The organism is Paenibacillus chitinolyticus, from assembly GCF_045038035.1.
In the GTDB taxonomy this organism is placed as follows: domain Bacteria; phylum Bacillota; class Bacilli; order Paenibacillales; family NBRC-103111; genus Paenibacillus_F; species Paenibacillus_F chitinolyticus_A.
Map to the genome: position 1 here is coordinate 1,026,775 of NZ_CP173427.1, position 23,289 is coordinate 1,050,063.

Genomic DNA, 23,289 nt, shown 5'->3' on the forward strand with positions numbered 1-23,289 from the left:
TTCCGCAAGCGCGGCCCGGCTTTCATTTTTATCCCCCGTAAGCGCTGCGGAACGCTTTGGACAGCGTATCGGCGTTCACGTCCCACAGGACGGCTATCTCGGGAGCGACATGTTCCTCCCACCAGTCCGCCTGGACTTTGCGGTTATCCGAATGCTCCACGATGAACGCGATGTTCTGGGCCACTTTCCGGGTATATATTTTCTCCGCTTCTTCGATTTTTTCCGGGGAGATATACACCTTCAGCCGTTTGACGGTTCGGTAAAGCTCGCGGCTGCACGAACGGCGTATTCCCCTGGCGCTCGGAATTTGCGGCTTGTGTTTCTCGTTGGTTTTATTCTTCAACCGGATCGCCTCCTTACTCTGTTTCAGTGTATGCGGCCGACCTGCCGGAAGTGAGGAGGAAAGGGAGTGGAGAGAAGCCGGAAGAGCGAAGGGGAGACTGAACAAAAGGAGTGGAGGTGACGGAGCCGGGCGTAGCGATGCAGCAAACAATAAAAAAAGGAAGCCTGAGGCTTCCTGTCAGTCGATGACATTGATATAGGCGATCATCGGGCCGCTGTGGGCGATATCCGTGTGAGTCATGCAGATGAGCCGATAGGTTCCCGTTTTTTCCGCTTTGAAGTTGACGACCGTTTCTTTGCCTTTTTTTACTTCGCCCTTGATGTTCAGACCTTCGATAATAAAAGGATGGCTCGCTCCGTTGACTCCGTAAATGCTGAGCCGGATATTCTCGCCTTTGCGCACGACAATCGTGCCGGGGTCCCAGCGGTAAGCTTCGATTTCTTTGCCGTTATCCAGCTTCGTGGAAAATTCTCCGGTAACGAGCTGGATCGTCCGTTCCGGAGCCGCGGCCGGCTCCGCCGCCGTAGACAAGATTTGCGGATTACGGAAAAACAGGACTGCCGCGAACGCTACGCAAAGAAACCCGAGGAACATGGCGAAGTGATATTTTTTGAGCACAAAAGATTTGAACATGAACTTTCCCCCCAGACCAGTTTGTACACTATATGCACGGGCTTGTCAGCTCATGATGAAAATAAAGGGCTGTATCGTCTCCTTTACACGGCCCGGCCGCATTGTTAAGTGGTTGACGGCCTTTCTCTATGGTAGAATAGGAGAGATTCTATTAGAAGAAAGCGCGGGAAGACCTGCGGAATCGACAATCATGCTGGGGAAAGTAGGTTGGAGATGGGAGAGTTTATTCATTCGCTTTTGGTATTTTTTGAAGGCCTCGGGTACTGGGGGGTCATGCTCGGGCTGATGATCGAGGTTATTCCGAGTGAAATCGTACTTTCGTATGCGGGCTATCTGGTAGCCAAAGGCGAGATCGGTTTTGCGGGCGCCGTCTTTTTCGGCACCGTGGGTGGCGTCATCGCCCAGATTTTCGTCTACTGGGTCGGCCGTTACGGCGGACGTCCCATTTTGGAAAGGTACGGCAAATACATATTCATCAATAAGCATCACATCGACCTTGCGGAGACCTGGTTCAACAAATACGGAACAGGCGTTATTTTTACGGCCCGTTTCATACCGGTCGTCCGGCATGCGATCTCGGTACCGGCGGGGCTGGCCAAAATGCCTCTGGGACTGTTTACGTTCTATACGACGCTGGCGGTTATTCCGTGGTCCATGCTGTTCGTCTATCTCGGGATGACCCTGAAAGACAATTGGGAAAGCATCGACGAAATTGCAGGCAAATACACAGTTCCGATTCTAATCGCAGCTATCGGTCTTATGATCATTTATCTGGTAGCCAAGAAAATGCGGGCAAAGCGTAAATAACGAAGTTTGCCGCCAAAGAAGGGATGGATTTTATGAGCACCAACTTATCCGCCGTCATCGGCAAAGGCTTAACGCCGCAGCAGTTCATCGACAGCATGCAGCGCAACCAGGAAGCGTTTCTTGACTGGTACGGGAAGTTTCAGTGGGCGACAGAGGACGACCGGGAATTTTTCGAATCCCTGAACAACCGTGACGACCTGCGCTGCGTCATCATCGCGGCCGAGTGGTGCGGCGACGTCGTGCGCAACATCCCGGTCGTATTCAAGGCGCTGGAAAACAGCGGAATACCGGTAGAAGTCCTCATTATGGAAGAACATACCGATGTTATGGACCAGTTCCTGACTTTCGGCGGACGCTCCATTCCGGTCGTTATTATCACGGATACGGGCGGTCACGTGCTTGGCAAATGGGGTCCCCGTCCTGAACGGGTACAGGCTGTCATGAAAGCCTTCAAAGAAGGAAATCCGGACCGCGAAGCGCCAGATTACAACGATAAAATCCAGGCGGTACGCGCGGAAATGCTCCGCCAGTACGGCGAAGGCGTCGGCTATCAGTCCGTCATCGTAAGCGAGCTCCGCGAGCTGCTTTCCACGTTCTGACAGGAGGGGTACGTATGATCCGCATCGAAACTTTTAAGCTCGGCCCCATGGAGACCAACGCTTACCTGCTGACCGACGAAAGCGGGCAGAAGGGCGTTGTCATCGACCCCGGCATGAAGCCGGGACCGCTGCTCAAGCGCATCAAGGATATGGAGATCGAAGCCATTCTGCTTACGCATGCGCATCTCGATCACATCGGCGGCGTGCAGGAACTCCGGGAGCTGAAGAAGTGCCCGGTCTATCTTCACGATGCCGAGAACGACTGGCTGGGCAGCCCTAAGCTGAACGGCTCCGCGCGCTGGCCGGACGTTACGGGCCCGATTGTGGTCGAGCCGGCGGAATACGCGCTTGACGAAGGACAGGTGCTCGAATTTTTCGGCACCAAGATCAAAGTGCTGCATACCCCGGGCCACTCGCCGGGCAGCGTCAGCCTCCTGTTCGACAACCACCTGATCGGCGGAGATGTGCTGTTCCGTCTGTCCGTGGGCCGTACGGACCTTCCCGGCGGCGACTGGAACACGCTGCTCGATTCCATTCACGGCAAGCTCTTTGAGCTTGGCGACGACGTCACGGTCTACCCGGGCCACGGTCCGAAGACGACGATCGGCTACGAAAAACAGAACAATCCTTATATTTAAGGCCGGTCATACCATACCGCCAAAAGAAGCCTCCGGAATGCAAACCGGGCGAATTCCTTTTTTGCTGACAGCGTATCCCTCGGGACGTCCGCTGCAGCGGACGGGCATTCGCCGGTACAAGGCATCCGGAGGCTTTTTCTCATGAAAAGCGCCTAATTTTAAGGGATTGGGTATATACCGTGTTCCGCATGGGAAAGGACCCATAGACTGTTGGTGTAAGGCTGAAAGCCTACTTTCCGAATTCCGCACAAGGTAATTTAAAATACGGAACGGTAACATACAGGAGGGAATAACCCATGGAACATGTTAAAAAAACGTATACCGGTCCCGTCTACACCCCCAAACAGACGGGTCCCATGCCCCAAGCTGTAATGCCTCAGCCCATGCCGATGCCGGCACCGATGCCCATACAACCGACTCCGCTGCCTTATCCCGGTCCCTTGCCGTCGCCGATCATTCAAATGCCGTCTATACCTATCGTAAATCAGGTGTATGTAGCGAACTATAAGCCGCATCATCATCCCGTCTGTCATCCGATCAAACCGGTCGCGAAGAGGTGCTGGTCCGACAATTCCGCCAATATCCTCGTCCTTTTCATTCTTCTCGTTATCATTTCAAGCGGTTTCGGTTACGCCAAAAAATGTTAGTTCGGAGCTTTCCGCAAGGAACGCCTGATTAAGAACGGTCCTTCAGAATCCGAATGCGACAGCGTCCGGATTCTTTTTTTGGCGGAATATCACCGGCCCGAAGCGGCGGCTAAGGAATACAGGACTGACTTGCGATAAAAAACTTGCCTGTACGGTATGAATGTGATATTTTGGAAAAAGAAGACACAAAACGAATAGAATTGTTTGCGAAGAACGCAAACTTTCGGCAGAAGCCGCGAGTTTGCGTTTTTTAGTTTCGTTTTGTGAATTTCATAAACCCCATGCTTCAAAAAGCCGCTTAAAGCGGTGCTTCGGGCAGCTCCCCGTTTTAACCCCGCCATTCGCTTTACTCCCTCGCTGCACAATGCGCTTCATCGGTTTGGTTTCAAGGCTGCATAAATTCATTTCTGCAGCCCCGGACCCGCCTCGCGTCATCGTTTGGCCGCTCGAAATCCGTTTGCGCCTCCTCGCCGGAGCGGGGTATGATGACGGTATAAGAACCGTAAGAAGGGATGGATATTAATGAACAAAACGGATCATCCGTATGCGGAAAGGCAGCAGCGGCTGCAAAAGGCGATGCAGGCCGGCGGTATCGACGGCTTCCTGGTAAACCATCATGTGGACTTGTACTATTTTAACGGCTCCATGCAAAACGGGTATTTGTTCGTTCCCGCTGAGGGCAATCCGCTGTTCCTTGTGCGCCGCAGCATCACGAGAGCGCAGCAGGAGTCGCTCGCGGAGGTAGAGGAACTCGGCTCCCTCCGTACGCTTAAAGACCGGCTCGCCAAGCGCTGCCCCGGCGTATTCGCTTCGGGCAAAGAGCCCGTCATCGCGACGGAGTTCGACGTGCTCCCCGTTCAGCAGTTCCAGCGGCTGGAAGGGGCTTTTCCCGGCGTGAAGTGGAAAGACGGCTCGCTGCTCGTCAAAGAGCTGCGGATGATCAAGTCCGCCGATGAAATCGCGCTCATCTGCAAGGCCGCGGGCGTTATCGACCGGACGCTGGAGAAGGCGCTCGCCGGTATCCGCGAAGGGATGCCCGAGTTCGAGCTGATGAGTCTCATCGAGCGGGAGAACCGCCTCCAAGGCCATCTCGGGCTCATGCGCATGCGCGCGTATAACTCCGAGCTTATTACGGGCTGCGTGGCGGCTGGCTCGGCTGCGGCCGAGCCGACTTATTTTGACGGCCCTGCAGGCGGCAGAGGGCTCAGCCCGGCAAGTCCGCAAAGTGCGGGCAGCCGGCCCATCGGCCGTAACGAACCGATTCTTATCGATATCGGCTGCAACATCGAAGGCTATGTGATCGACCAGACGCGTACCGCGGTGATCGGCGCTTTGCCGGAAGAGCTTCGGCACGCTTACGAAATTTCGGAGAAAATTTTGAAGGAAGCCGAAGCGATGATGAAGCCGGGGACCGTTGCGGAGCATCTCTACCTGCAATCGCTGGACACGGCGTCTGCCGAAGGACTGGGCGGCCATTTTATGGGGTACGGCATTGATCAGGTTAAGTTTCTCGGACACGGAATTGGTCTGGAAATCGACGAGTTTCCGGTGTTGGCCAAAGGGTTTAAATACAAGCTCGAGCCCGGCATGGTCATCGCCGTGGAGCCGAAATTCACCTTCCCCGGACAGGGAGTTGTCGGGATCGAGAATACTTATGCCATTACGGAAACCGGATTCGAGAAGCTTACCGTATCCCGGGAGGGCGTTCTGGTTCTTTGACAACAGCTCACGCCCGCAGCGGCGGTTCGACCGGAGGTCAATAAAAACTACCCCAACCCGTCGGGAAAACAGGGAGACGTTTATGGACAGCGTACTCTTTTTTTAGTACGATGTTACTAATCCATGCTAGATTCGAAAGTAGAGTGTATGCTTTCCGCATCGCTTTAGGAGAATCGAACAGGGCATCTCAGCCCGCTCTGCATGGGAAAGGGGGAATCCGGATGCTGTCTTTGGGAGCGCGCGTGATCATTGTGGAGGACCGGCTCGAACAGAATCTGCCGATCGGCGATTACGCCTACATCATCGCTTATGACCGCAACAACGACAACTTGTTCGACTATGTCATCCGAGTGCCGAAGCTGAATAAACATTTTTTCGTGCCCGCCTCAGATATCGAACTGGAAGAAGTCCTGCTTCGTCAGGAAGTCGACCGTTTGGAGAAGGAAGCCTTGATCGACTTCGCGCTGGCGACGCGCAACGAAGAACTGTTTAACCGAGTGATGAACGGCGAACCGGTTGAAATCGTTGCAGAGAAGAGCAAAGAAGTTCAAAGCGCCGAGGATTTCATCAAACAGGTGAACCTTCGGGCTTGGATATAGATGATCGTTTGAAGAGCTTCGGGGCTGGTTTCCCGTACAAAAGATTGCAGACAGAGCCTTTCCGTCTTAGGTGACCCGGGAGAGGCTCTTTTTGCTTATCTGACTTTTGCATTCACGGTGAATACCGAATAACCGCAAAATTCCGCTTATTTCTGCGTTTTCGGCCGGGAATCAATTGAGATCAAAAAATAACTAGGCTATAATAGGTAGAATGAATTTGGCGTGTACATACAAAGAGAGGTGCGAATCGTCTGTGAGCATTACTATTAAGGATGTCGAACACGTGGCCAAGCTGGCCCGCCTTGATCTTTCTGCCGAAGAGAAGGAACAGTTTACGGAGCAGCTTAACGCTATTTTGAAATACGCCGAACAGCTTGGAAAGCTGGATACGGAACATGTGGAGCCGACGAGTCATGCGATGTCCGTCAAGAACGTGACGCGGGAGGATGAAGTCCGTCCGTCCCTGCCTTTGGACAAAGTGATGCTGAACGCTCCGGAAGAAGAAGACGGGCAGTTCAAAGTGCCCGCCGTTATGGAGTAATACGAACGTTTAACCAGACCTTGGAGTTTGCACGGTTGTCTGTTATTTGAAGGGAGGCACCTTACGTTGTCGCTATTTGAGTTGAGATTACAAGAATTACATACACAGCTGCTGGATAAAAAAGTATCCGTCACGGAGCTGGTCGATCAGTCTTACCGGCGGATCGCCGAAGTGGACGGCAAAGTAAAAGCGTTCCTCAAGCTCGACGAGGAAAATGCCCGCCGCTCTGCGAAAGCGCTGGACGAGCAGATTGCCGCGGGAGAATCCCGGGGAATCCTGTTCGGTCTGCCTGCAGGCATCAAGGATAACATCGTGACCGAAGGCATCACGACCACCTGCGCGAGTAAGTTCCTGTCGAACTACACGCCCGTGTACGACGCGACTGTGATGCGCAAGCTGAAGGAAGCCCAGGCGCTTCCCGTCGGCAAGCTGAACATGGACGAGTTCGCCATGGGCGGCTCCAACGAGAACTCCGCGTTCCACGCGACACGCAATCCGTGGGATCTGGAGCGTGTGCCCGGCGGTTCCAGCGGGGGCTCTGCGGCTTCCGTGGCTGCCGGCGAGGTGTATTTCTCGCTGGGCTCCGACACCGGCGGCTCGATCCGCCAGCCGGCCGCCTACTGCGGCGTGGTCGGCCTGAAGCCGACCTACGGGCTCGTGTCCCGGTTCGGACTTGTCGCGTTCGCCTCTTCGCTGGACCAGATCGGTCCGCTTACGAAGAACGTCGAAGACTCCGCTTACGTCCTGCAGTCGATTGCGGGCCACGATCCGCAGGACTCCACGTCGGCGAACGTGGAGATTCCCGATTACGTCTCCGCATTGACCGGCGACGTCAAAGGGCTCCGCATGGCGGTGCCTAAGGAATACCTGGGCGCTGGAGTCGATCCTCAGGTGAAGGAGAAGATTCAGGAAGCCCTCCGCGTGCTGGAAGGTTTGGGAGCGGTAGTCGAGGAAGTTTCCCTGCCGCATTCCGAGTATGCCGTTGCGGCGTACTATCTGCTTGCTTCATCGGAAGCGTCCTCCAACCTCGCGCGTTACGACGGCGTCCGCTACGGCGTGCGTACGGACAATGCGAACAACCTGCTGGAAATGTACCATATGTCCAGAAGCGAAGGCTTCGGTCCGGAAGTGAAACGCCGGATCATGCTCGGGACTTACGCGCTCAGCTCCGGCTATTATGACGCCTATTATCTGAAGGCGCAGAAAGTCCGCACGCTGATCAAGCAGGATTTTGATCAAGTTTTCGCAAACTACGATGTCGTGATCGGCCCTACGGCTCCTACGACGGCGTTCCGTCTGGGAGAGCAGGTAGGCGACCCGCTTACGATGTATTTGAACGATATTTTGACCATCCCGGTCAACCTGGCAGGTATTCCGGCCATCAGCGTACCGTGTGGTTTGGCCTCTGGCCTGCCTGTAGGACTGCAGATTATCGGGAAGGCGCTGGACGAGTCCACCGTGCTGCGCGTAGCTCACGCTTTCGAGCAGAACACCGATCATCACAAGCAGCGTCCGCAGCTATAACGCGTAACAGGAGGGATCTTTTTGTCAGCGACTGAAACGAAATACGAAACCGTGATCGGGCTTGAAGTTCACGTTGAACTGCATACAAATTCTAAAATCTTCTGCGGCTGCTCCACCTCGTTCGGCGCGCCTCCGAACACGCATACGTGCCCGGTCTGTCTCGGGCATCCGGGCGTACTTCCGGTACTTAACCGGCAGGCTGTCGAATATGCGATGAAAGCCGCCATGGCTTTGAACTGCGAGATCGCGGACGTGACGAAATTCGACCGCAAAAACTATTTCTATCCGGATTCGCCCAAGGCGTACCAGATCTCCCAGTTCGACAAGCCGATCGGCGAGAATGGCTGGATCGACATTGAAGTGAACGGGGAGACGAAACGTATCGGCATCACCCGGCTGCATCTGGAAGAAGACGCGGGCAAGCTGACTCACGTCGACGGCGGTTACGCTTCGCTGGTTGACTTCAACCGGGTCGGAACGCCTCTGGTCGAAATCGTCTCCGAGCCGGATCTCCGCTCTCCGGAAGAGGCGCGCGCGTATCTGGAGAAGCTTCGCGCCATCATGCTTTACTGCGACGTTTCGGACGTCAAGATGGAAGAAGGCTCTCTGCGCTGCGACGCCAACATCTCTATCCGTCCGGTAGGCCAGGAGAAATTCGGCACACGGGCGGAGCTTAAGAACATGAACTCCTTCCGCGGCGTACAGCGCGGTCTCGAATATGAAGAAATCCGCCAGGCGGAAGTCCTGAACGGCGGGGGCGAGGTCGTCCAGGAAACGCGCCGCTGGGACGAAGGCCAAGGCAAAACCCTTTCCATGCGGGGCAAGGAAGAATCTCATGATTACCGCTATTTCCCGGATCCGGATCTCGTGAACCTGCATATCGATGCCGCCTGGAAAGAGCGCGTGAAATCGTCGATTCCGGAGCTTCCGGATGCCCGTAAAGCACGCTACGTAAGCGAGTACGGACTCCCGAGCTACGACGCCGAAGTGATTACCGCTTCCATGAAGATGGCCGATTTCTTCGAGGAAAGCCTGAAATATACGTCCGACGCGAAGGCCGTTTCCAACTGGATCATGGGTGATCTTCTCGGGTATCTCAATGCCGGCGGACTGGATTTCGGCGAGATCCGAATAACCGGTCAAGGACTCGGTGAAATGATCGGTCTGATCGAAAAAGGCACCATTTCCAACAAAATCGCCAAAACCGTTTTTAAAGAAATGATCGAAAGCGGCAAAGCGCCGCAGCAGATTGTCGAAGAGAAGGGCCTCGTTCAGATCAGTGACGAAGGCGCCATCAAATCCGTGGTCGAGCAGGTTGTGGCAGGCAATCCGCAATCCGTAGCCGATTATAAAGCGGGCAAAGAGAAGGCGGTCGGCTTCCTCGTCGGCCAGGTTATGAAGGAAACGAAGGGCAAAGCCAATCCCGGCTTGGTCAACAAGCTCATTGTGGAAACCTTGCAGGCGCAATAAGCCGAACAGCGAGACCATTTTAGGCACATCGAACGGCATGTCCATCAGGATATGCCGTTTTTTTACAACAGGAAGGGCGTAAACGGGCATGAGGAGATGAAAACGATGATGAGACAAATCCCCCTGGACGATGTTCAAGCCGTGCTGGAACTGCTTGCTCTGCAGACAGCCGCTTATCTTGTAGAGGCGGGACTAATCGGGTACAAAGACATTCCGCCCCTGAGGGACAGCCCGTTAACCCTGCGGTGTTCCAAAGAGACGTTTACGGGGTATTATGTCAGTGACCGGGAGGAGGGGCGGGAAGAACTCGCGGGCGCAATCGCTTGGGAAGAAAATGGAACGGAGCTCACGATTACGCGGATGATGGTTCACCCCCGACATTTCCGCCAGGGAATCGCCTCCGCACTGATTCGGCATGCGCTCACGACCAACCCGCTGGCGGACCGGTTTGTCGTATCTACGGGAGAAGCCAACGTGCCCGCCGTCCGTCTTTACGAGAAATTCGGCTTTCACCGTACCGGCAAACGCACGATTGCCCCTTCCGTCGCTTTGGTGACATTTGAGAAATTCCAAGGTATATAATGAGGGGAAAGCTGGGACACACCATCACGAAAAGACGAGGAGCGTGGGAACGAAGTTGAATGATCCTTGGGTAATCGGGCAGTTCGATTTGACGATTAGACTGATTTTGGCTTTGGTGCTTGGAGGATTGATCGGCTTCGAGCGGGAGCTGAGCAACCAGGCGGCCGGATTTCGGACGCATATCCTGGTCTGTGTCGGTTCCGCTTTGATCATGCTGCTCTCCATCTATGGATTCAGCGCGTTTTCCAAAGAACTGAATGTCCGTATGGACCCTTCCCGCCTTGCGGCGCAAGTCGTCAGCGGCATCGGTTTCCTTGGCGCCGGAACGATCATACGCAACGGCTTTTCCGTTTCCGGACTTACGACGGCCGCCTCGCTTTGGGTCGTTGCGGCAATCGGCCTCGCTGCGGGAGCCGGTTTTTATTACGCGGCCATCTTATCCACGATCATGGTCATTCTTTCTCTATGGATTTTAAATAAAATCGAGCACAAATATTTCGGCGCCAAGAAACGCCATCTGATCCGGGTTCATGCGCTGGACCGGCCCGGCAATCTAGGTAAAATCTCCGACATCCTCGAAAAGAATAAAGTGGAGATACGCAAATTCGGTGTGGACGAAGAAGAAAAAGATGAGCGGCAGACGGTTATGATCTATCTGAATGTCATCATACCGGATTACCACCTGGTTCCTCTCTTGCTGGATGATATCCGTCATCTGGACGGCGTGGTGGGGGTAACCATGGAATAAGTAGAAGCGTCAAGCGGGGCGAATTGGCCCTGCTTTTTCTTTTTTTATCGTGTTTGAAGGGGAAATCCTTTCCCTATCGTCAAAAGATATGTAAATCGGATGTTAAGCGCGTTATAGTAAAGAGGGCACAAGAGAAAGGGCGGTGAAGCAATGGAGCACCTGACAGACGAACAGCTGGTGGAGCGGATCAACCGGGGAGAGGCGGAAGCTTACCGCGTGTTGGTCGATCGGCACAAAAGCTACGTGTATACGCTGATTTACCGCATGGTGAACCATCGCGAAACCGCCGAAGACTTGTCCCAGGAAGTGTTTCTGAAGTTGTACCGCTCTTTATCCCATTTCAGAGGGGAGAGCAAATTCACGACTTGGTTGTACCGGATGACCGTTAACCTCGTTACGGATTACCGCCGTGCCCAGCGCAGGCGTCCTGTAGTTCCCTTGCTCGACAAGCTCAAGACCTGGTTGGCCGACCGCAGGACCGAGCCCGAACAGCAGGCGATCCGTCATGAAGAGAGCGACTCCGTCCACCGGTTGATCGCCGAAATGCCGGAGAAATACAAACTGGTGATGTATCTCTATCACTTCAAACAGTTGTCGTACCAGGAAATATCGGATGTGACCGATCTTCCCCTGAAGACGATCGAGACGCGCTTATACCGCGGCAAAGCCATGCTTAAAGAAAAATGGTTGGAGGTGTATCCAGATGCCCGAACGAACGCCCAGACGTCCCAGTCAGCCCCGGCTTCACGCGCTTCACAATAGCCCGGAACTTCCGCCCGCACTCCAAGCCGAACTAAACGGCATGAAGCTGCTCCAGCCTTCAGCCAATTTCACCGACCGGGTGATGAAGGATGTTGCCGCGGGGAATACCGTGCCTGGATTTCGACCCTTAGCGCCGAAGAAACGAAGGCATTCGGAACTCGTCAATCTTTTTGTCGCCACAGCGGCTACTTATATATTTATCAACTCCGGTCTTTTGAAGCTTTTGAATTCGCATGTGGCCGACTGGTCCGAATTCGTCCAACATTTGTCCAGCAGAATAGGATAACGTGCATGACGATCATGCAGCAAGGAGGTACGGAATGTCTCAACAATTTTCTTACACCCCAGGAGGTTCTCCCGAGATGGATGACTTGAAAGATCCGAACTTTTATGAGGAGCAGCAGCGGAATTATCCGCCCGGCCCCCCTTACGGCGTGCCGCCATATCCCCCGTATTTTCAACAGCCGCCCAAGAAGAAATGGCTGGCAATGCTCCTTTCCCTGATGATGCCGGGAACCGGCCAATTTTACGTGGGGATGATGCAGCGCGGATTGTTCATCATGATGCTCGTCATTATGGATATTTTCGCGATTGTGCTCTTCACAACCCGGGATGAAGGAACGAACGTGGCCATGATCACGCTGTTTTCGCTCATTCTGCCGGTCATTTACTTCTACAACATATTTGAAGCCTTACAGCTTACGGATATCGTAAACCGGCGCCGTTTTTACGGAGAATCCGAGGAATTGACCGATCCTCTGCAAAAGCTGGCTAAAGGCGGAAACTTGGGTATCCTGCTGATTGCGGCAGGCGGATTCCTTTTTCTGGCCAGCAGCAAACCGGTTTGGCTGGAATCTTTCTTTAAGCTGTTCGGTTCTTATTTCGGAGCCATCGTTCTGATTGTCGGCGGAATCGCTCTTTTTGTCTGGGAAACGAAAAGAAAACAATAGATCGGGTGATCGGATTGATTAAAGCGGGCAGATTTACGGCGGCGGCGCTGTTTGTCACAGTTGGCGTATCCATGCTTCTGGACCGGGCCGCAGGCACCCATATGTTGGGGCAACTGATAAGCTGGTGGCCCCTTTTGTTTGTGGCCGCAGGGCTGGAACTGATTTTGCTGCAATTCCTGTCCAATTCCCGGGAAGCGGCTGTCAAACTGGACCCGGTGGCTATTTTCTTCTCGGTGGTTATCTGTGCCGTTGTCGCCGGTTCCCAGGGATTCAGCCAGGGGCTGCTGTCCGGGCTTAACCTTAAGCTCGGTGTGCAAAGCCGGAGCTTTGACAAGGAACCGGCGGAATTCCTCCTGTCTCCCGCGATAACCCAAGTTCACGCATTCAATACGAACGGCCGCATTGAGCTGGCTGCTGGAGACGGAGATGCCGTCCGGATACAGGCAACGGTCTGGGTGAATGACGACGATGAGCAAGAAGCCCGCAAAATCGCGGATGCTTCACATGTGGAGCAGAGCATTCAAGGGACTGAATTAACGCTTAAAGCGGTCGGGGAAGAATATACGAAGGCCTGGTTTGTCAAAAATAAAGCGAGAATAGACATTACCGTTACGCTGCCGCGCACAGCGTCTCTGGATTATCTGGCCGAAACGGAGAATGGTGCCGTTCAGGCGGCGGGTCTCCGGCCTCTAAACCTGTTTTCCGCTCATACGAGCAACGGTTCGGTGGAATTAACCGATATCCAGGGTCATGTAGAAGCGGTTACGACAAACGGCAAAATCATCGTCAGCTCTGTCTCGGGAGCCGTCAAGGCGCAAACCGTCAACGGCGAGGTCGTTATCCGGGAAACCGGAGCCGGGGTACAAGCGGCCGCCTCCAATGGTAAAGTCACCCTTTCCTCGGTGAAAGGAGACGCGGTGGCCCGCACCGATAACGGCAGCGTTAAAATCAAAGATGTCTCCGGACGCGTTCAAGCGGAGACCGAGAACGGATCGGTACGGCTCGAATCCGCCGAGATGGCCGGAGATTGGCAGGCCAGCACCAATAACGGCCGGATTACGATCCGTCTCCCCGGGGAAGCGGGCTTTAAGGTTCAAGGCTCCGCGAGGGTGCTTCATACGGGGCTCCCGGTCCGGCTGGAAGAGGAGAAATTGAGCGGTACCGTGGGAAGCGGTGAACATATCCTTGCGATCCGGACGGATGGCGAGATTTCCCTGGAAACCGTAAATTAAACGCATCACGCCTTCATCAGGCGTTGACAAGTGCAATTTCTCACACGTACAATAGAAGAAAGGTTGTATCTGTGTCCATCGAGTACACAGTACTGCCTCTTACTAACAGGTGGTGAGAATCATGTCCGAACATTTGGAAGAAGCGCTTGCCAAACTTAAAACGACAGGTGTTCGCATGACTCCGCAGCGGTACGCGATTTTGACGTACTTGTTCGACTCCTTCAACCACCCTACGGCTGATGAGATTTACAAGGCGTTGGAATCCAAATTTCCGAATATGAGCGTGGCCACGGTTTACAACAACCTGAAAGTGTTCATAGACGCGGGGTTAGTACGGGAATTGACTTACGGGGACGATTCCAGTCGTTTCGATGCCGATCTGTCCGATCATTATCATGCCCGCTGCCAAATCTGCGGCAAGATATCCGATTTTGATTACTCGCCCATCGTTGATGTTGAGCACGTTGCCGCTCAGCAAACCGGCTTTAGGGTAGGCGGACACCGGCTTGAAGTCGTCGGGCTTTGTCCGGATTGTGCAGGAAAGGCGACGCATTGATTCGTCGTTTTCAAACTTCCATACACGTTATTACGCGAACGTATTAGCCGCTCTTCGTTATCGGGCGTGCCGATACGTTTTTCTTTTTTATGAAAGGATGTGCAGAAGCTTTTGAAGCAGCCCTACATGCGTGGCTCGAAGCGCAAAAAGAGCCGGTTCCGTTCTTTTATACTCTTGCTTATCGTATTGGCGGCCATCGCTTACCTGGTCATGAACCGGCTGCCCAATAACAATCATATAACGCCGTTTTACGCTAAACTGGACAAGCCGGTCTTCTATCAGGGGGAAGCTTACAAAAGCTCCGCCTTGGGGTCAAAAGAGGCCATGAAACTCCCCTTGGGGCTCATAGCCGAGTGGATCGACCCGGCTGTCCGCAGCGAGGCTTCCGGCAATTCCGTTATTTTGACGACGGAACAGGCCGTAGTGCGGCTTCAGGTCGACAAAGCCACCGCGTCCCGGAACCTCAAAGAAATCCCCCTTGTATCGCCCATGACAAAGCAGGAAAAAGAGTTCTACGTACCCGTTTCCGTCCTTAAGGAGCTGTACGGCATACAAGTCAGGGAGGATGAGGTAACCGGCGCCGTATCGCTTTTTAATCCCGGGGAGAAGATACGATGGGGGACTTTTCGCGGAAAAGAAGGAGGCGAACTGCGCAGCGGCAGCTCGATCCGTAATCCGATCACGGGCAGCTTGGAGGATGGCGAGCGTGTCATGATTTGGGGCGAACAGAACGGCTGGTACAAAGTTCAGCAGACCGACGGACGCGCCGGTTTTGTTAAGGCCTCTCTTGTGACGGAAGAAAAAGGAGAGGAGATTCCCGAATTTCAGCTTCCCGCCGCGAAGCCGCGATGGAAACCCCAAGGCAAGCTCAACATGACATGGGAACATGTTGTTACGGCAACGCCCAAAACGGTCTCCATTCCCGAGATGCCCGGCCTCAATGTAGTGAGTCCTACCTGGTTTCATCTCGCAGACGAGAAGGGAACCATCAAGAATCAGGCCGACTCCGATTACATCAAATGGGCGCACGGCCGCAATTACCAGATCTGGGCCCTTTTCGACAACTCTTTTGAACCGAAAATGACGGGCATGGCGCTGGAAAGCTACGAAACCCGGCTGAACATGATCAACCAGCTACTGGCTTTTGCTAAACAGTATAATTTGCAGGGCATCAACATTGATTTTGAGAACATGAACAAATCGGACGGGCCTAATCTGGTCCAATTCGTGAGAGAAATGGCTCCGCTGTTCCATGAGAGGGGATTGATTCTGTCAATCGATGTGACGGCAAAATCGGGCAGCGATGCCTGGAGCCGCGTATATGACCGGCCCGCACTCGCCGCTGCCGTGGACTATATGATGCTCATGGCCTATGACGAGCACTGGGCATCGAGTCCGAAGTCGGGCTCAGTCGCGTCTCTCCCGTGGGTGGAGCGTTCTCTCAAGCAGATTCTGGGTGAAGACAAAGTACCGCCTTCCAAACTTGTGTTGGGCATTCCTTTTTATACGCGCATATGGACCGAGGAACAGAAGGATGACGGCACGAAAGTCAGCTCTAAGGCTGTATTTATGGAGAAGCCCCGTAAGATTATACAGGAGAAAGGCCTGACTCCCGAATTCCGTGAAGACACCGGACAAAATTACGTCGAGTACAAAGAAGACGGAAAACTTAACCGGATCTGGCTGGAGGACGAAACGTCCGTCAAAGCCCGTCTGGAGATTGTGAGTAAATACAAATTGGCGGGGGTCGCTTCCTGGCGGCGCGGTTTTGAAGAACCGGCCATATGGAAGGTCATAGCCGATGCCCTGCAGTAAGATTAAGCCGCTCGGGCTTATCCTGGAAATACTGAATCCGGGCAAGTTTAAAATCTCCGCTCGCTTGCCCGCAACGCCCGAAATCATTAAATTTCTACAAAAAAAGCTGTCATCCGTAATGGATGGCAGCTTTTTTACATTAATTTTTAGATGAGTCTATTGCGGACGGGGTGGAGCCGGTTTCCGGCTTGCGGATATTTCCTTCATCCGCGATTTCGGCTTCCGCGGGTGCCATCGAAGGGTCGACCGTCAAAATCGTTTTGCAGAACATGCAGCGGTCCGTTTTACCGATCATCTTCGTTCTTTTGCCGCACTCAGGGCAATCGAGCGCCACGGCGGAGGTTGACATCATGCCCGCCCAGAAGTAAATGGCCATACTTCCGAGCATGCTGATCATCCCCAGAATCAAGAAGATAACGGCAATAATTCGCCCGACGGCGCCCCAGTCGAACACGACTCCGGCCAGGCCGATGATCATAATAAGCATGCCGCCCATGGTCAGCAGCAGACCCCATAAGCGGAATTCATTGATTTTACTTGATTTTAAAAGCAACGGTGTTCCCCTCTTTCTACAGGCATTTTCGGAATTAAAACACAATTCGTTCTCATGTAAGCAGGAAACGGCTGAGGAAAGTAGAATTACTTTTCTAACGAACGAATGATGGCTTCGGAGACCCTGCGGATACTCTTGCGAGGAGGTTATTTTAGCGTGTATTTCCCAGACTCCGTTACAGCGCGGTAATTCGTTTCGATATCCGCAGCAGGTTGCTTTCATCACAGAAGGATGTGCGATCCTTCTGCTGGTTTACTACCAATCATCCGGACACTTACAACTCCATACATCATTATATAGAAGACAATCATCGTATACAAGGAAGATGGTTGAATTCGTCCGTACTTGAACAGGGCTGCTGCAGCGATTAGATCGAATATCGTTAACGGTCTTTTGAAAGGGGAGATCCAATTGGATCGTCAATTGTACTTGGAAGACTCTCGGGAACGTACGCATTCTTTGCCGGAAGAGCTGCGCGACCGTCAGCTGCTGTCGGAATTCTCGCTTTTTCTGAACAAGTATTTGAAGAGCAAATCCTACATACTCGAGGAACATCTGCTCGACGCTTACCAGAACGTACTGGAAGCTTTGCAGCACTGGGCGCGCATTGTCATCATCGAAGAAGGGGAAACTGTGGAGGAAGCGGTCTGGAATCAGGTCCGTCCAATAAACAGCGGCGTATACAAATTGTATGAAGAGCTGACCACGAGCAAGGAAACGCTGAAACAAAGAATCCAGCTTGTCCTTCTGGCATGCGAATTTTCGGTAATGTCCAAAATGGAGCGCTGCTGCAAGCCGCTCATCCAGCGTCTGGACTCGAGGCCGGAGCCGTGGAGTGCGGATGAACTTCTGGAGCAGCCCGAGATTAAAATTCTGGGAAACAATCTTCAGCAGCTTCTTAATAAACTCGTCAAAAAAACATTGGTCAAAGAAGTGGCTGTTCCTGCGGACGCGGAATGCTCACAGCTCTTGCTGCGGTATACGTTGTTCAAAAATTAACTTCAACCGAAACGGGTTGAGAAGCCAGGCGGCCCTTAAAGGCTGCCTTTTTTCTTTTTTGAAGCGTCAAAACTCTCGATAGATAAGGGGTTAGGGGCAGTCATGTTTTTCCAATATGCAAAAGGGTTGACTTCATAATAGGTTTCATGGTAAATTAATTTTCGCCCCTTCGGAAGGCAAGTCGCTAACAAAGGACAAGCCGCTAACTACGAACGGAGCGCTCGAAAAAAAGTACTTGCATTACTAAGTCCAAATGTGGTATAGTAGTCAAGTCGCCGCCAAACGAGGCAAAGCGACAAAGTGCGATAGAAACTTACAAATTGTCCTTTGAAAACTGAACAACGAGTGATTGAAGCGTCTCGAGAAATCGGGACATTAAATGAGAAGAAATTCTCGTCAGCAACGAATGTTTGAGCTTAATCAGCTTGAGATAAACCGCTGGCCTTTGGCCGGCACAACTTTATCGGAGAGTTTGATCCTGGCTCAGGACGAACGCTGGCGGCGTGCCTAATACATGCAAGTCGAGCGGACTTGAAGAGAAGCTTGCTTCTCCGACGGTTAGCGGCGGACGGGTGAGTAACACGTAGGCAACCTGCCTGTAAGATCGGGATAACTACCGGAAACGGTAGCTAAGACCGGATAACCGGTATCTCCGCATGGAGAGATCGTGAAACACGGAGCAATCTGTGGCTTACGGATGGGCCTGCGGCGCATTAGCTAGTTGGTGAGGTAACGGCTCACCAAGGCGACGATGCGTAGCCGACCTGAGAGGGTGAACGGCCACACTGGGACTGAGACACGGCCCAGACTCCTACGGGAGGCAGCAGTAGGGAATCTTCCGCAATGGACGCAAGTCTGACGGAGCAACGCCGCGTGAGTGATGAAGGTTTTCGGATCGTAAAGCTCTGTTGCCAGGGAAGAACGCCAAGGAGAGTAACTGCTCTTTGGGTGACGGTACCTGAGAAGAAAGCCCCGGCTAACTACGTGCCAGCAGCCGCGGTAATACGTAGGGGGCAAGCGTTGTCCGGAATTATTGGGCGTAAAGCGCGCGCAGGCGGTTTTTTAAGTCTGGTGTTTAATCCCGAGGCTCAACCTCGGTTCGCACCGGAAACTGGGAGACTGGAGTGCAGGAGAGGAAAGTGGAATTCCACGTGTAGCGGTGAAATGCGTAGAGATGTGGAGGAACACCAGTGGCGAAGGCGACTTTCTGGCCTGTAACTGACGCTGAGGCGCGAAAGCGTGGGGAGCAAACAGGATTAGATACCCTGGTAGTCCACGCCGTAAACGATGCATGCTAGGTGTTAGGGGTTTCGATACCCTTGGTGCCGAAGTTAACACAGTAAGCATGCCGCCTGGGGAGTACGCTCGCAAGAGTGAAACTCAAAGGAATTGACGGGGACCCGCACAAGCAGTGGAGTATGTGGTTTAATTCGAAGCAACGCGAAGAACCTTACCAGGTCTTGACATCCCTCTGACCGGCTTAGAGATAAGCCTTTCCTTCGGGACAGAGGAGACAGGTGGTGCATGGTTGTCGTCAGCTCGTGTCGTGAGATGTTGGGTTAAGTCCCGCAACGAGCGCAACCCTTGAACTTAGTTGCCAGCAGGTAAGGCTGGGCACTCTAAGTTGACTGCCGGTGACAAACCGGAGGAAGGCGGGGATGACGTCAAATCATCATGCCCCTTATGACCTGGGCTACACACGTACTACAATGGCCGGTACAACGGGAAGCGAAGGAGCGATCCGGAGCCAATCCTAGAAAAGCCGGTCTCAGTTCGGATTGCAGGCTGCAACTCGCCTGCATGAAGTCGGAATTGCTAGTAATCGCGGATCAGCATGCCGCGGTGAATACGTTCCCGGGTCTTGTACACACCGCCCGTCACACCACGAGAGTTTACAACACCCGAAGTCGGTGAGGTAACCGCAAGGGGCCAGCCGCCGAAGGTGGGGTAGATGATTGGGGTGAAGTCGTAACAAGGTAGCCGTATCGGAAGGTGCGGCTGGATCACCTCCTTTCTATGGAGACTTGGGTCCTGAAACGGACCCAGTCAAGAAGGCATCGCCTTCAATCTTCAATCACTCGTTGTCAGTTTTGAAAGGAGAATTTCCTTCTCTTTTCAAAGTTCGCTTCGCGAATATCGAGGTTTGATATTTTGCTGAAGCAAAAATCAGTGTTCCTTGAAAACTAGATAGCGAAACATGTAACTAGAATCATCCAAAACCTTGATGGTTTGATGTAAAGCGAGGTTATATGCTGAGAAGTGATTTTTTAAGCGCAGCTTAATAGCACGAGTCAGGATATAACGGAGCATTTGGTCAAGCTAATAAGGGCACACGGAGGATGCCTAGGCGCTAGGAGCCGAAGAAGGACGTGGCGAACGACGAAATGCCTCGGGGAGCCGTAAGCAGGCTTTGATCCGGGGATGTCCGAATGGGGGAACCCAGCTGTGGTAATGCGCAGTTACCATGCAGTGAATACATAGCTGCATTGGAGGCACACCCAGGGAACTGAAACATCTAAGTACCTGGAGGAAAAGAAAACAATAGTGATTCCGTCAGTAGCGGCGAGCGAACGCGGATTAGCCCAAACCAAGGAGCTTGCTCCTTGGGGTTGTAGGACGTCAATGTGGCAAAAGTTCATTAGGTGAAGCGATCTGGAAAGGTCCGCTAGAAGAGGTAACAGCCCTGTAGCCGAAAGTGAACGTATGCCTAGACGGATCCTGAGTACGGCGGGACACGTGAAACCCCGTCGGAATCCGGCAGGACCATCTGCCAAGGCTAAATACTCCCTAGCGACCGATAGTGAAGCAGTACCGTGAGGGAAAGGTGAAAAGCACCCCGGGAGGGGAGTGAAAAAGAACCTGAAACCGTGTGCCTACAAGAAGTCAGAGCCCGTTAATGGGTGATGGCGTGCCTTTTGTAGAATGAACCGGCGAGTTACGTTTGCATGCGAGGTTAAGCTGAAAAGGCGGAGCCGCAGCGAAAGCGAGTCTGAATAGGGCGACTATAGTATGCAGGCGTAGACCCGAAACCGTGTGATCTACCCCTGTCCAGGGTGAAGGTGCGGTAACACGCACTGGAGGCCCGAACCCACGAATGTTGAAAAATTCGGGGATGAGGTGGGGGTAGCGGAGAAATTCCAATCGAACTCGGAGATAGCTGGTTCTCCCCGAAATAGCTTTAGGGCTAGCCTCGGGGGATGTGTCGTGGAGGTAAAGCACTGATTGGGTGCGGGGCCCGCCAAGGGTTACCAAGTCCAGTCAAACTCTGAATGCCACAGACATTACCCCGGGAGTCAGACAGTGAGTGCTAAGATCCATTGTCAAGAGGGAAACAGCCCAGATCATCAGCTAAGGTCCCCAAGTGTGTGTTAAGTGGGAAAGGATGTGGAGTTGCACAGACAACCAGGATGTTGGCTTAGAAGCAGCCACCATTTAAAGAGTGCGTAATAGCTCACTGGTCGAGTGACTCTGCGCCGAAAATGTAACGGGGCTAAACACACCACCGAAGCTATGACTTAGACATCTAAAGATGTCTTGGGGTAGGGGAGCGTTCTGTACGGAGTGAAGGTAGATCGTGAGGACTGCTGGACTGTACAGAAGTGAGAATGCCGGTATGAGTAACGAAAAGATCAGTGAGAATCTGATCCGCCGAAAGCCTAAGGGTTCCTGAGGAAGGTTCGTCCGCTCAGGGTAAGTCGGGACCTAAGGCGAGGCCGAAAGGCGTAGTCGAAGGACAACAGGTTGAAATTCCTGTACCACCGTAAGCCGTTATGAGCAATGGAGTGACGCAGCAGGGTAGGGACGCGGACTGATGGATGTCCGTCCAAGCAGTGAGGCTGATGTGTAGGCAAATCCGTACATCGTAAGGCTGGGCTGTGATGGGGAGCGAAAATTACAGTAGCGAAGGTCTTGATCTCACACTGCCGAGAAAAGCTTCTAGCCAGGCGAAGGTGCCCGTACCGCAAACCGACACAGGTGGGCGAGAAGAGAATTCTAAGGCGCGCGGAAGAACTCTCGTTAAGGAACTCGGCAAAATGACCCCGTAACTTCGGGAGAAGGGGTGCCCCGGTAGTGTGAATAGCACGAGGGGGCCGCAGTGAAAAGGCCCAAGCGACTGTTTAGCAAAAACACAGGTCTATGCGAAGCCGCAAGGCGAAGTATATGGGCTGACGCCTGCCCGGTGCTGGAAGGTTAAGGGGAGCGGTTAGGGGTAACCCGAAGCTGTGAACCGAAGCCCCAGTAAACGGCGGCCGTAACTATAACGGTCCTAAGGTAGCGAAATTCCTTGTCAGGTAAATTCTGACCCGCACGAATGGCGTAACGACTTGGGCGCTGTCTCAACGAGAGATCCGGTGAAATTTTAATACCTGTGAAGATGCAGGTTACCCGCGACAAGACGGAAAGACCCCATGGAGCTTTACTGCAGCTTGATATTGGACTTTGGTACGATCTGTACAGGATAGGTGGGAGCCTTTGAAGCCTGAGCGCCAGCTTGGGTGGAGGCGCCGTTGGGATACCACCCTGATCGTATCGGAGTTCTAACCTACTACCGTGAACCGGTAGAGGGACCGTGTCAGGTGGGCAGTTTGACTGGGGCGGTCGCCTCCTAAAGAGTAACGGAGGCGCCCCAAGGTTCCCTCAGAATGGTTGGAAATCATTCGAAGAGTGCAAAGGCATAAGGGAGCTTGACTGCGAGACATACAGGTCGAGCAGGGACGAAAGTCGGGCTTAGTGATCCGGTGGTACCGCATGGAAGGGCCATCGCTCAACGGATAAAAGCTACCCTGGGGATAACAGGCTTATCTCCCCCAAGAGTCCACATCGACGGGGAGGTTTGGCACCTCGATGTCGGCTCATCGCATCCTGGGGCTGAAGTAGGTCCCAAGGGTTGGGCTGTTCGCCCATTAAAGCGGTACGCGAGCTGGGTTCAGAACGTCGTGAGACAGTTCGGTCCCTATCTGTCGCGGGCGCAGGAAATTTGAGAGGAGCTGTCCTTAGTACGAGAGGACCGGGATGGACGTACCGCTGGTGTACCAGTTGTCTCGCCAGAGGCATAGCTGGGTAGCTATGTACGGAAGGGATAAGCGCTGAAAGCATCTAAGCGTGAAGCCCCCCTCAAGATGAGATTTCCCAGTATGTAAGACCCCTTGAAGACGACGAGGTAGATAGGTTGGAGGTGGAAGCACAGCAATGTGTGGAGCTGACCAATACTAATCGGTCGAGGGCTTGACCTACAAATCTGTACGACAGTACAGGTTACATCGAAAGCATATGCTTAGGCTTTTCCGACAGGAAAATGCTGCATCACAAGCATACCCTGGGTATGCACCACAAGATCTTTGGATGGATCGACTGCACGTTTCGCTGCTAGTTTTCAGGGAGCAACCCTGATAGTTTTATTCCCTGATAGCTCAGTTGGTAGAGCACTCGACTGTTAATCGAGTTGTCACAGGTTCGAGTCCTGTTCGGGGAGCCATATGGAGAGGTGTCCGAGTGGTCGAAGGAGCACGATTGGAAATCGTGTAGGCGAGAAATCGTCTCGAGGGTTCGAATCCCTCTCTCTCCGCCATCT

The 23,289-nt window shown here is 53.3% G+C and carries 20 protein-coding genes, 2 tRNA genes and 2 rRNA genes; 21 read left to right on the forward strand and 3 right to left on the reverse strand.

What is annotated here, in order from left to right; translation table 11 throughout:
- Positions 1-28: 28 nt before the first annotated feature.
- Positions 29-343 carry a dehydrogenase gene (locus tag ACI48J_RS04620; RefSeq protein WP_326055225.1) on the reverse strand — a complete coding sequence of 105 codons (315 nt, stop codon included), beginning with the start codon at positions 341-343 and terminating at the stop codon, positions 29-31.
- Between the two features lie 177 nt (positions 344-520).
- Positions 521-976, reverse strand: coding sequence for a cupredoxin domain-containing protein (locus tag ACI48J_RS04625; protein WP_405081937.1), 456 nt, complete (start codon positions 974-976; stop codon positions 521-523).
- Positions 977-1,189: 213 nt separating this feature from the next.
- Here ACI48J_RS04625 and ACI48J_RS04630 point away from each other — a divergent pair, with 213 nt between their 5' ends.
- The 16 genes from ACI48J_RS04630 to ACI48J_RS04705 all read left to right on the forward strand — a co-directional run bounded on the left by ACI48J_RS04630 (position 1,190) and on the right by ACI48J_RS04705 (position 16,165).
- Positions 1,190-1,783 carry a DedA family protein gene (locus ACI48J_RS04630; protein WP_326055223.1) on the forward strand — a complete coding sequence of 198 codons (594 nt, stop codon included), beginning with the start codon at positions 1,190-1,192 and terminating at the stop codon, positions 1,781-1,783.
- A 32-nt stretch (positions 1,784-1,815) separates the two neighbouring features.
- The gene (locus ACI48J_RS04635; protein WP_326055222.1) at positions 1,816-2,382 is read left to right on the forward strand and encodes a thioredoxin family protein; all 567 of its coding nucleotides are present in this window, start codon (positions 1,816-1,818) and stop codon (positions 2,380-2,382) included.
- 14 nt (positions 2,383-2,396) lie between these two features.
- Complete coding sequence (locus tag ACI48J_RS04640) at positions 2,397-3,020, forward strand: MBL fold metallo-hydrolase (protein WP_405081939.1); 624 nt, start codon at positions 2,397-2,399, stop codon at positions 3,018-3,020.
- Positions 3,021-3,316: 296 nt separating this feature from the next.
- The gene (locus ACI48J_RS04645; protein WP_326055218.1) at positions 3,317-3,667 is read left to right on the forward strand and encodes a hypothetical protein; all 351 of its coding nucleotides are present in this window, start codon (positions 3,317-3,319) and stop codon (positions 3,665-3,667) included.
- 522 nt (positions 3,668-4,189) lie between these two features.
- Positions 4,190-5,386: a M24 family metallopeptidase gene (locus tag ACI48J_RS04650; protein WP_405081940.1), complete on the forward strand. Its 1,197-nt coding sequence runs from the start codon at positions 4,190-4,192 to the stop codon at positions 5,384-5,386.
- Between the two features lie 221 nt (positions 5,387-5,607).
- Complete coding sequence (locus ACI48J_RS04655) at positions 5,608-5,985, forward strand: hypothetical protein (protein ID WP_009671386.1); 378 nt, start codon at positions 5,608-5,610, stop codon at positions 5,983-5,985.
- Between the two features lie 253 nt (positions 5,986-6,238).
- Positions 6,239-6,526: an Asp-tRNA(Asn)/Glu-tRNA(Gln) amidotransferase subunit GatC gene (gatC, locus tag ACI48J_RS04660; RefSeq protein WP_042234499.1), complete on the forward strand. Its 288-nt coding sequence runs from the start codon at positions 6,239-6,241 to the stop codon at positions 6,524-6,526.
- Between the two features lie 66 nt (positions 6,527-6,592).
- Positions 6,593-8,050 carry an Asp-tRNA(Asn)/Glu-tRNA(Gln) amidotransferase subunit GatA gene (gatA, locus tag ACI48J_RS04665; protein WP_405081941.1) on the forward strand — a complete coding sequence of 486 codons (1,458 nt, stop codon included), beginning with the start codon at positions 6,593-6,595 and terminating at the stop codon, positions 8,048-8,050.
- A gap of 21 nt (positions 8,051-8,071) precedes the next feature.
- Positions 8,072-9,520 (forward strand): Asp-tRNA(Asn)/Glu-tRNA(Gln) amidotransferase subunit GatB, encoded by a 1,449-nt coding sequence (gene gatB / locus ACI48J_RS04670; RefSeq protein ID WP_405081943.1) that lies wholly within the window; start codon positions 8,072-8,074, stop codon positions 9,518-9,520.
- A gap of 105 nt (positions 9,521-9,625) precedes the next feature.
- The gene (locus ACI48J_RS04675; RefSeq protein WP_405081944.1) at positions 9,626-10,102 is read left to right on the forward strand and encodes a GNAT family N-acetyltransferase; all 477 of its coding nucleotides are present in this window, start codon (positions 9,626-9,628) and stop codon (positions 10,100-10,102) included.
- 55 nt (positions 10,103-10,157) lie between these two features.
- Positions 10,158-10,850: an MgtC/SapB family protein gene (locus tag ACI48J_RS04680; protein WP_326055209.1), complete on the forward strand. Its 693-nt coding sequence runs from the start codon at positions 10,158-10,160 to the stop codon at positions 10,848-10,850.
- 150 nt (positions 10,851-11,000) lie between these two features.
- Complete coding sequence (locus tag ACI48J_RS04685; RefSeq protein WP_326055207.1) at positions 11,001-11,612, forward strand: sigma-70 family RNA polymerase sigma factor; 612 nt, start codon at positions 11,001-11,003, stop codon at positions 11,610-11,612.
- Between the two features lie 362 nt (positions 11,613-11,974).
- The gene (locus ACI48J_RS04690; RefSeq protein WP_405081945.1) at positions 11,975-12,562 is read left to right on the forward strand and encodes a hypothetical protein; all 588 of its coding nucleotides are present in this window, start codon (positions 11,975-11,977) and stop codon (positions 12,560-12,562) included.
- A gap of 5 nt (positions 12,563-12,567) precedes the next feature.
- Entirely contained in the window at positions 12,568-13,794 is a 1,227-nt protein-coding gene (locus tag ACI48J_RS04695; protein ID WP_405081947.1) for a DUF4097 family beta strand repeat-containing protein, read from the forward strand.
- 121 nt (positions 13,795-13,915) lie between these two features.
- Entirely contained in the window at positions 13,916-14,350 is a 435-nt protein-coding gene (locus ACI48J_RS04700) for a Fur family transcriptional regulator (protein WP_326055201.1), read from the forward strand.
- A 126-nt stretch (positions 14,351-14,476) separates the two neighbouring features.
- Positions 14,477-16,165: a glycosyl hydrolase family 18 protein gene (locus ACI48J_RS04705; protein WP_405081948.1), complete on the forward strand. Its 1,689-nt coding sequence runs from the start codon at positions 14,477-14,479 to the stop codon at positions 16,163-16,165.
- A 139-nt stretch (positions 16,166-16,304) separates the two neighbouring features.
- On the opposite strand, the gene ACI48J_RS04710 is transcribed toward ACI48J_RS04705, so the two are convergent.
- Positions 16,305-16,718 carry a DUF2614 family zinc ribbon-containing protein gene (locus tag ACI48J_RS04710; RefSeq protein WP_326055198.1) on the reverse strand — a complete coding sequence of 138 codons (414 nt, stop codon included), beginning with the start codon at positions 16,716-16,718 and terminating at the stop codon, positions 16,305-16,307.
- Positions 16,719-17,129: 411 nt separating this feature from the next.
- Between ACI48J_RS04710 and ACI48J_RS04715 the strand changes: the two genes are divergently transcribed.
- From ACI48J_RS04715 to ACI48J_RS04735, 5 genes are all read left to right on the forward strand, one after another.
- Positions 17,130-17,717: a hypothetical protein gene (locus tag ACI48J_RS04715; protein WP_326055196.1), complete on the forward strand. Its 588-nt coding sequence runs from the start codon at positions 17,130-17,132 to the stop codon at positions 17,715-17,717.
- A gap of 460 nt (positions 17,718-18,177) precedes the next feature.
- Positions 18,178-19,731 (forward strand): 16S ribosomal RNA (locus ACI48J_RS04720).
- Positions 19,732-20,029: 298 nt separating this feature from the next.
- A 23S ribosomal RNA gene (locus ACI48J_RS04725) occupies positions 20,030-22,951 on the forward strand.
- Together the 16S and 23S rRNA genes with 2 tRNA genes alongside form the textbook arrangement of a ribosomal RNA operon.
- A gap of 166 nt (positions 22,952-23,117) precedes the next feature.
- Positions 23,118-23,193: transfer RNA gene (locus ACI48J_RS04730), tRNA-Asn, on the forward strand.
- Between the two features lie 3 nt (positions 23,194-23,196).
- Positions 23,197-23,286: transfer RNA gene (locus tag ACI48J_RS04735), tRNA-Ser, on the forward strand.
- The last annotated feature ends 3 nt before the right edge of the window (positions 23,287-23,289 follow it).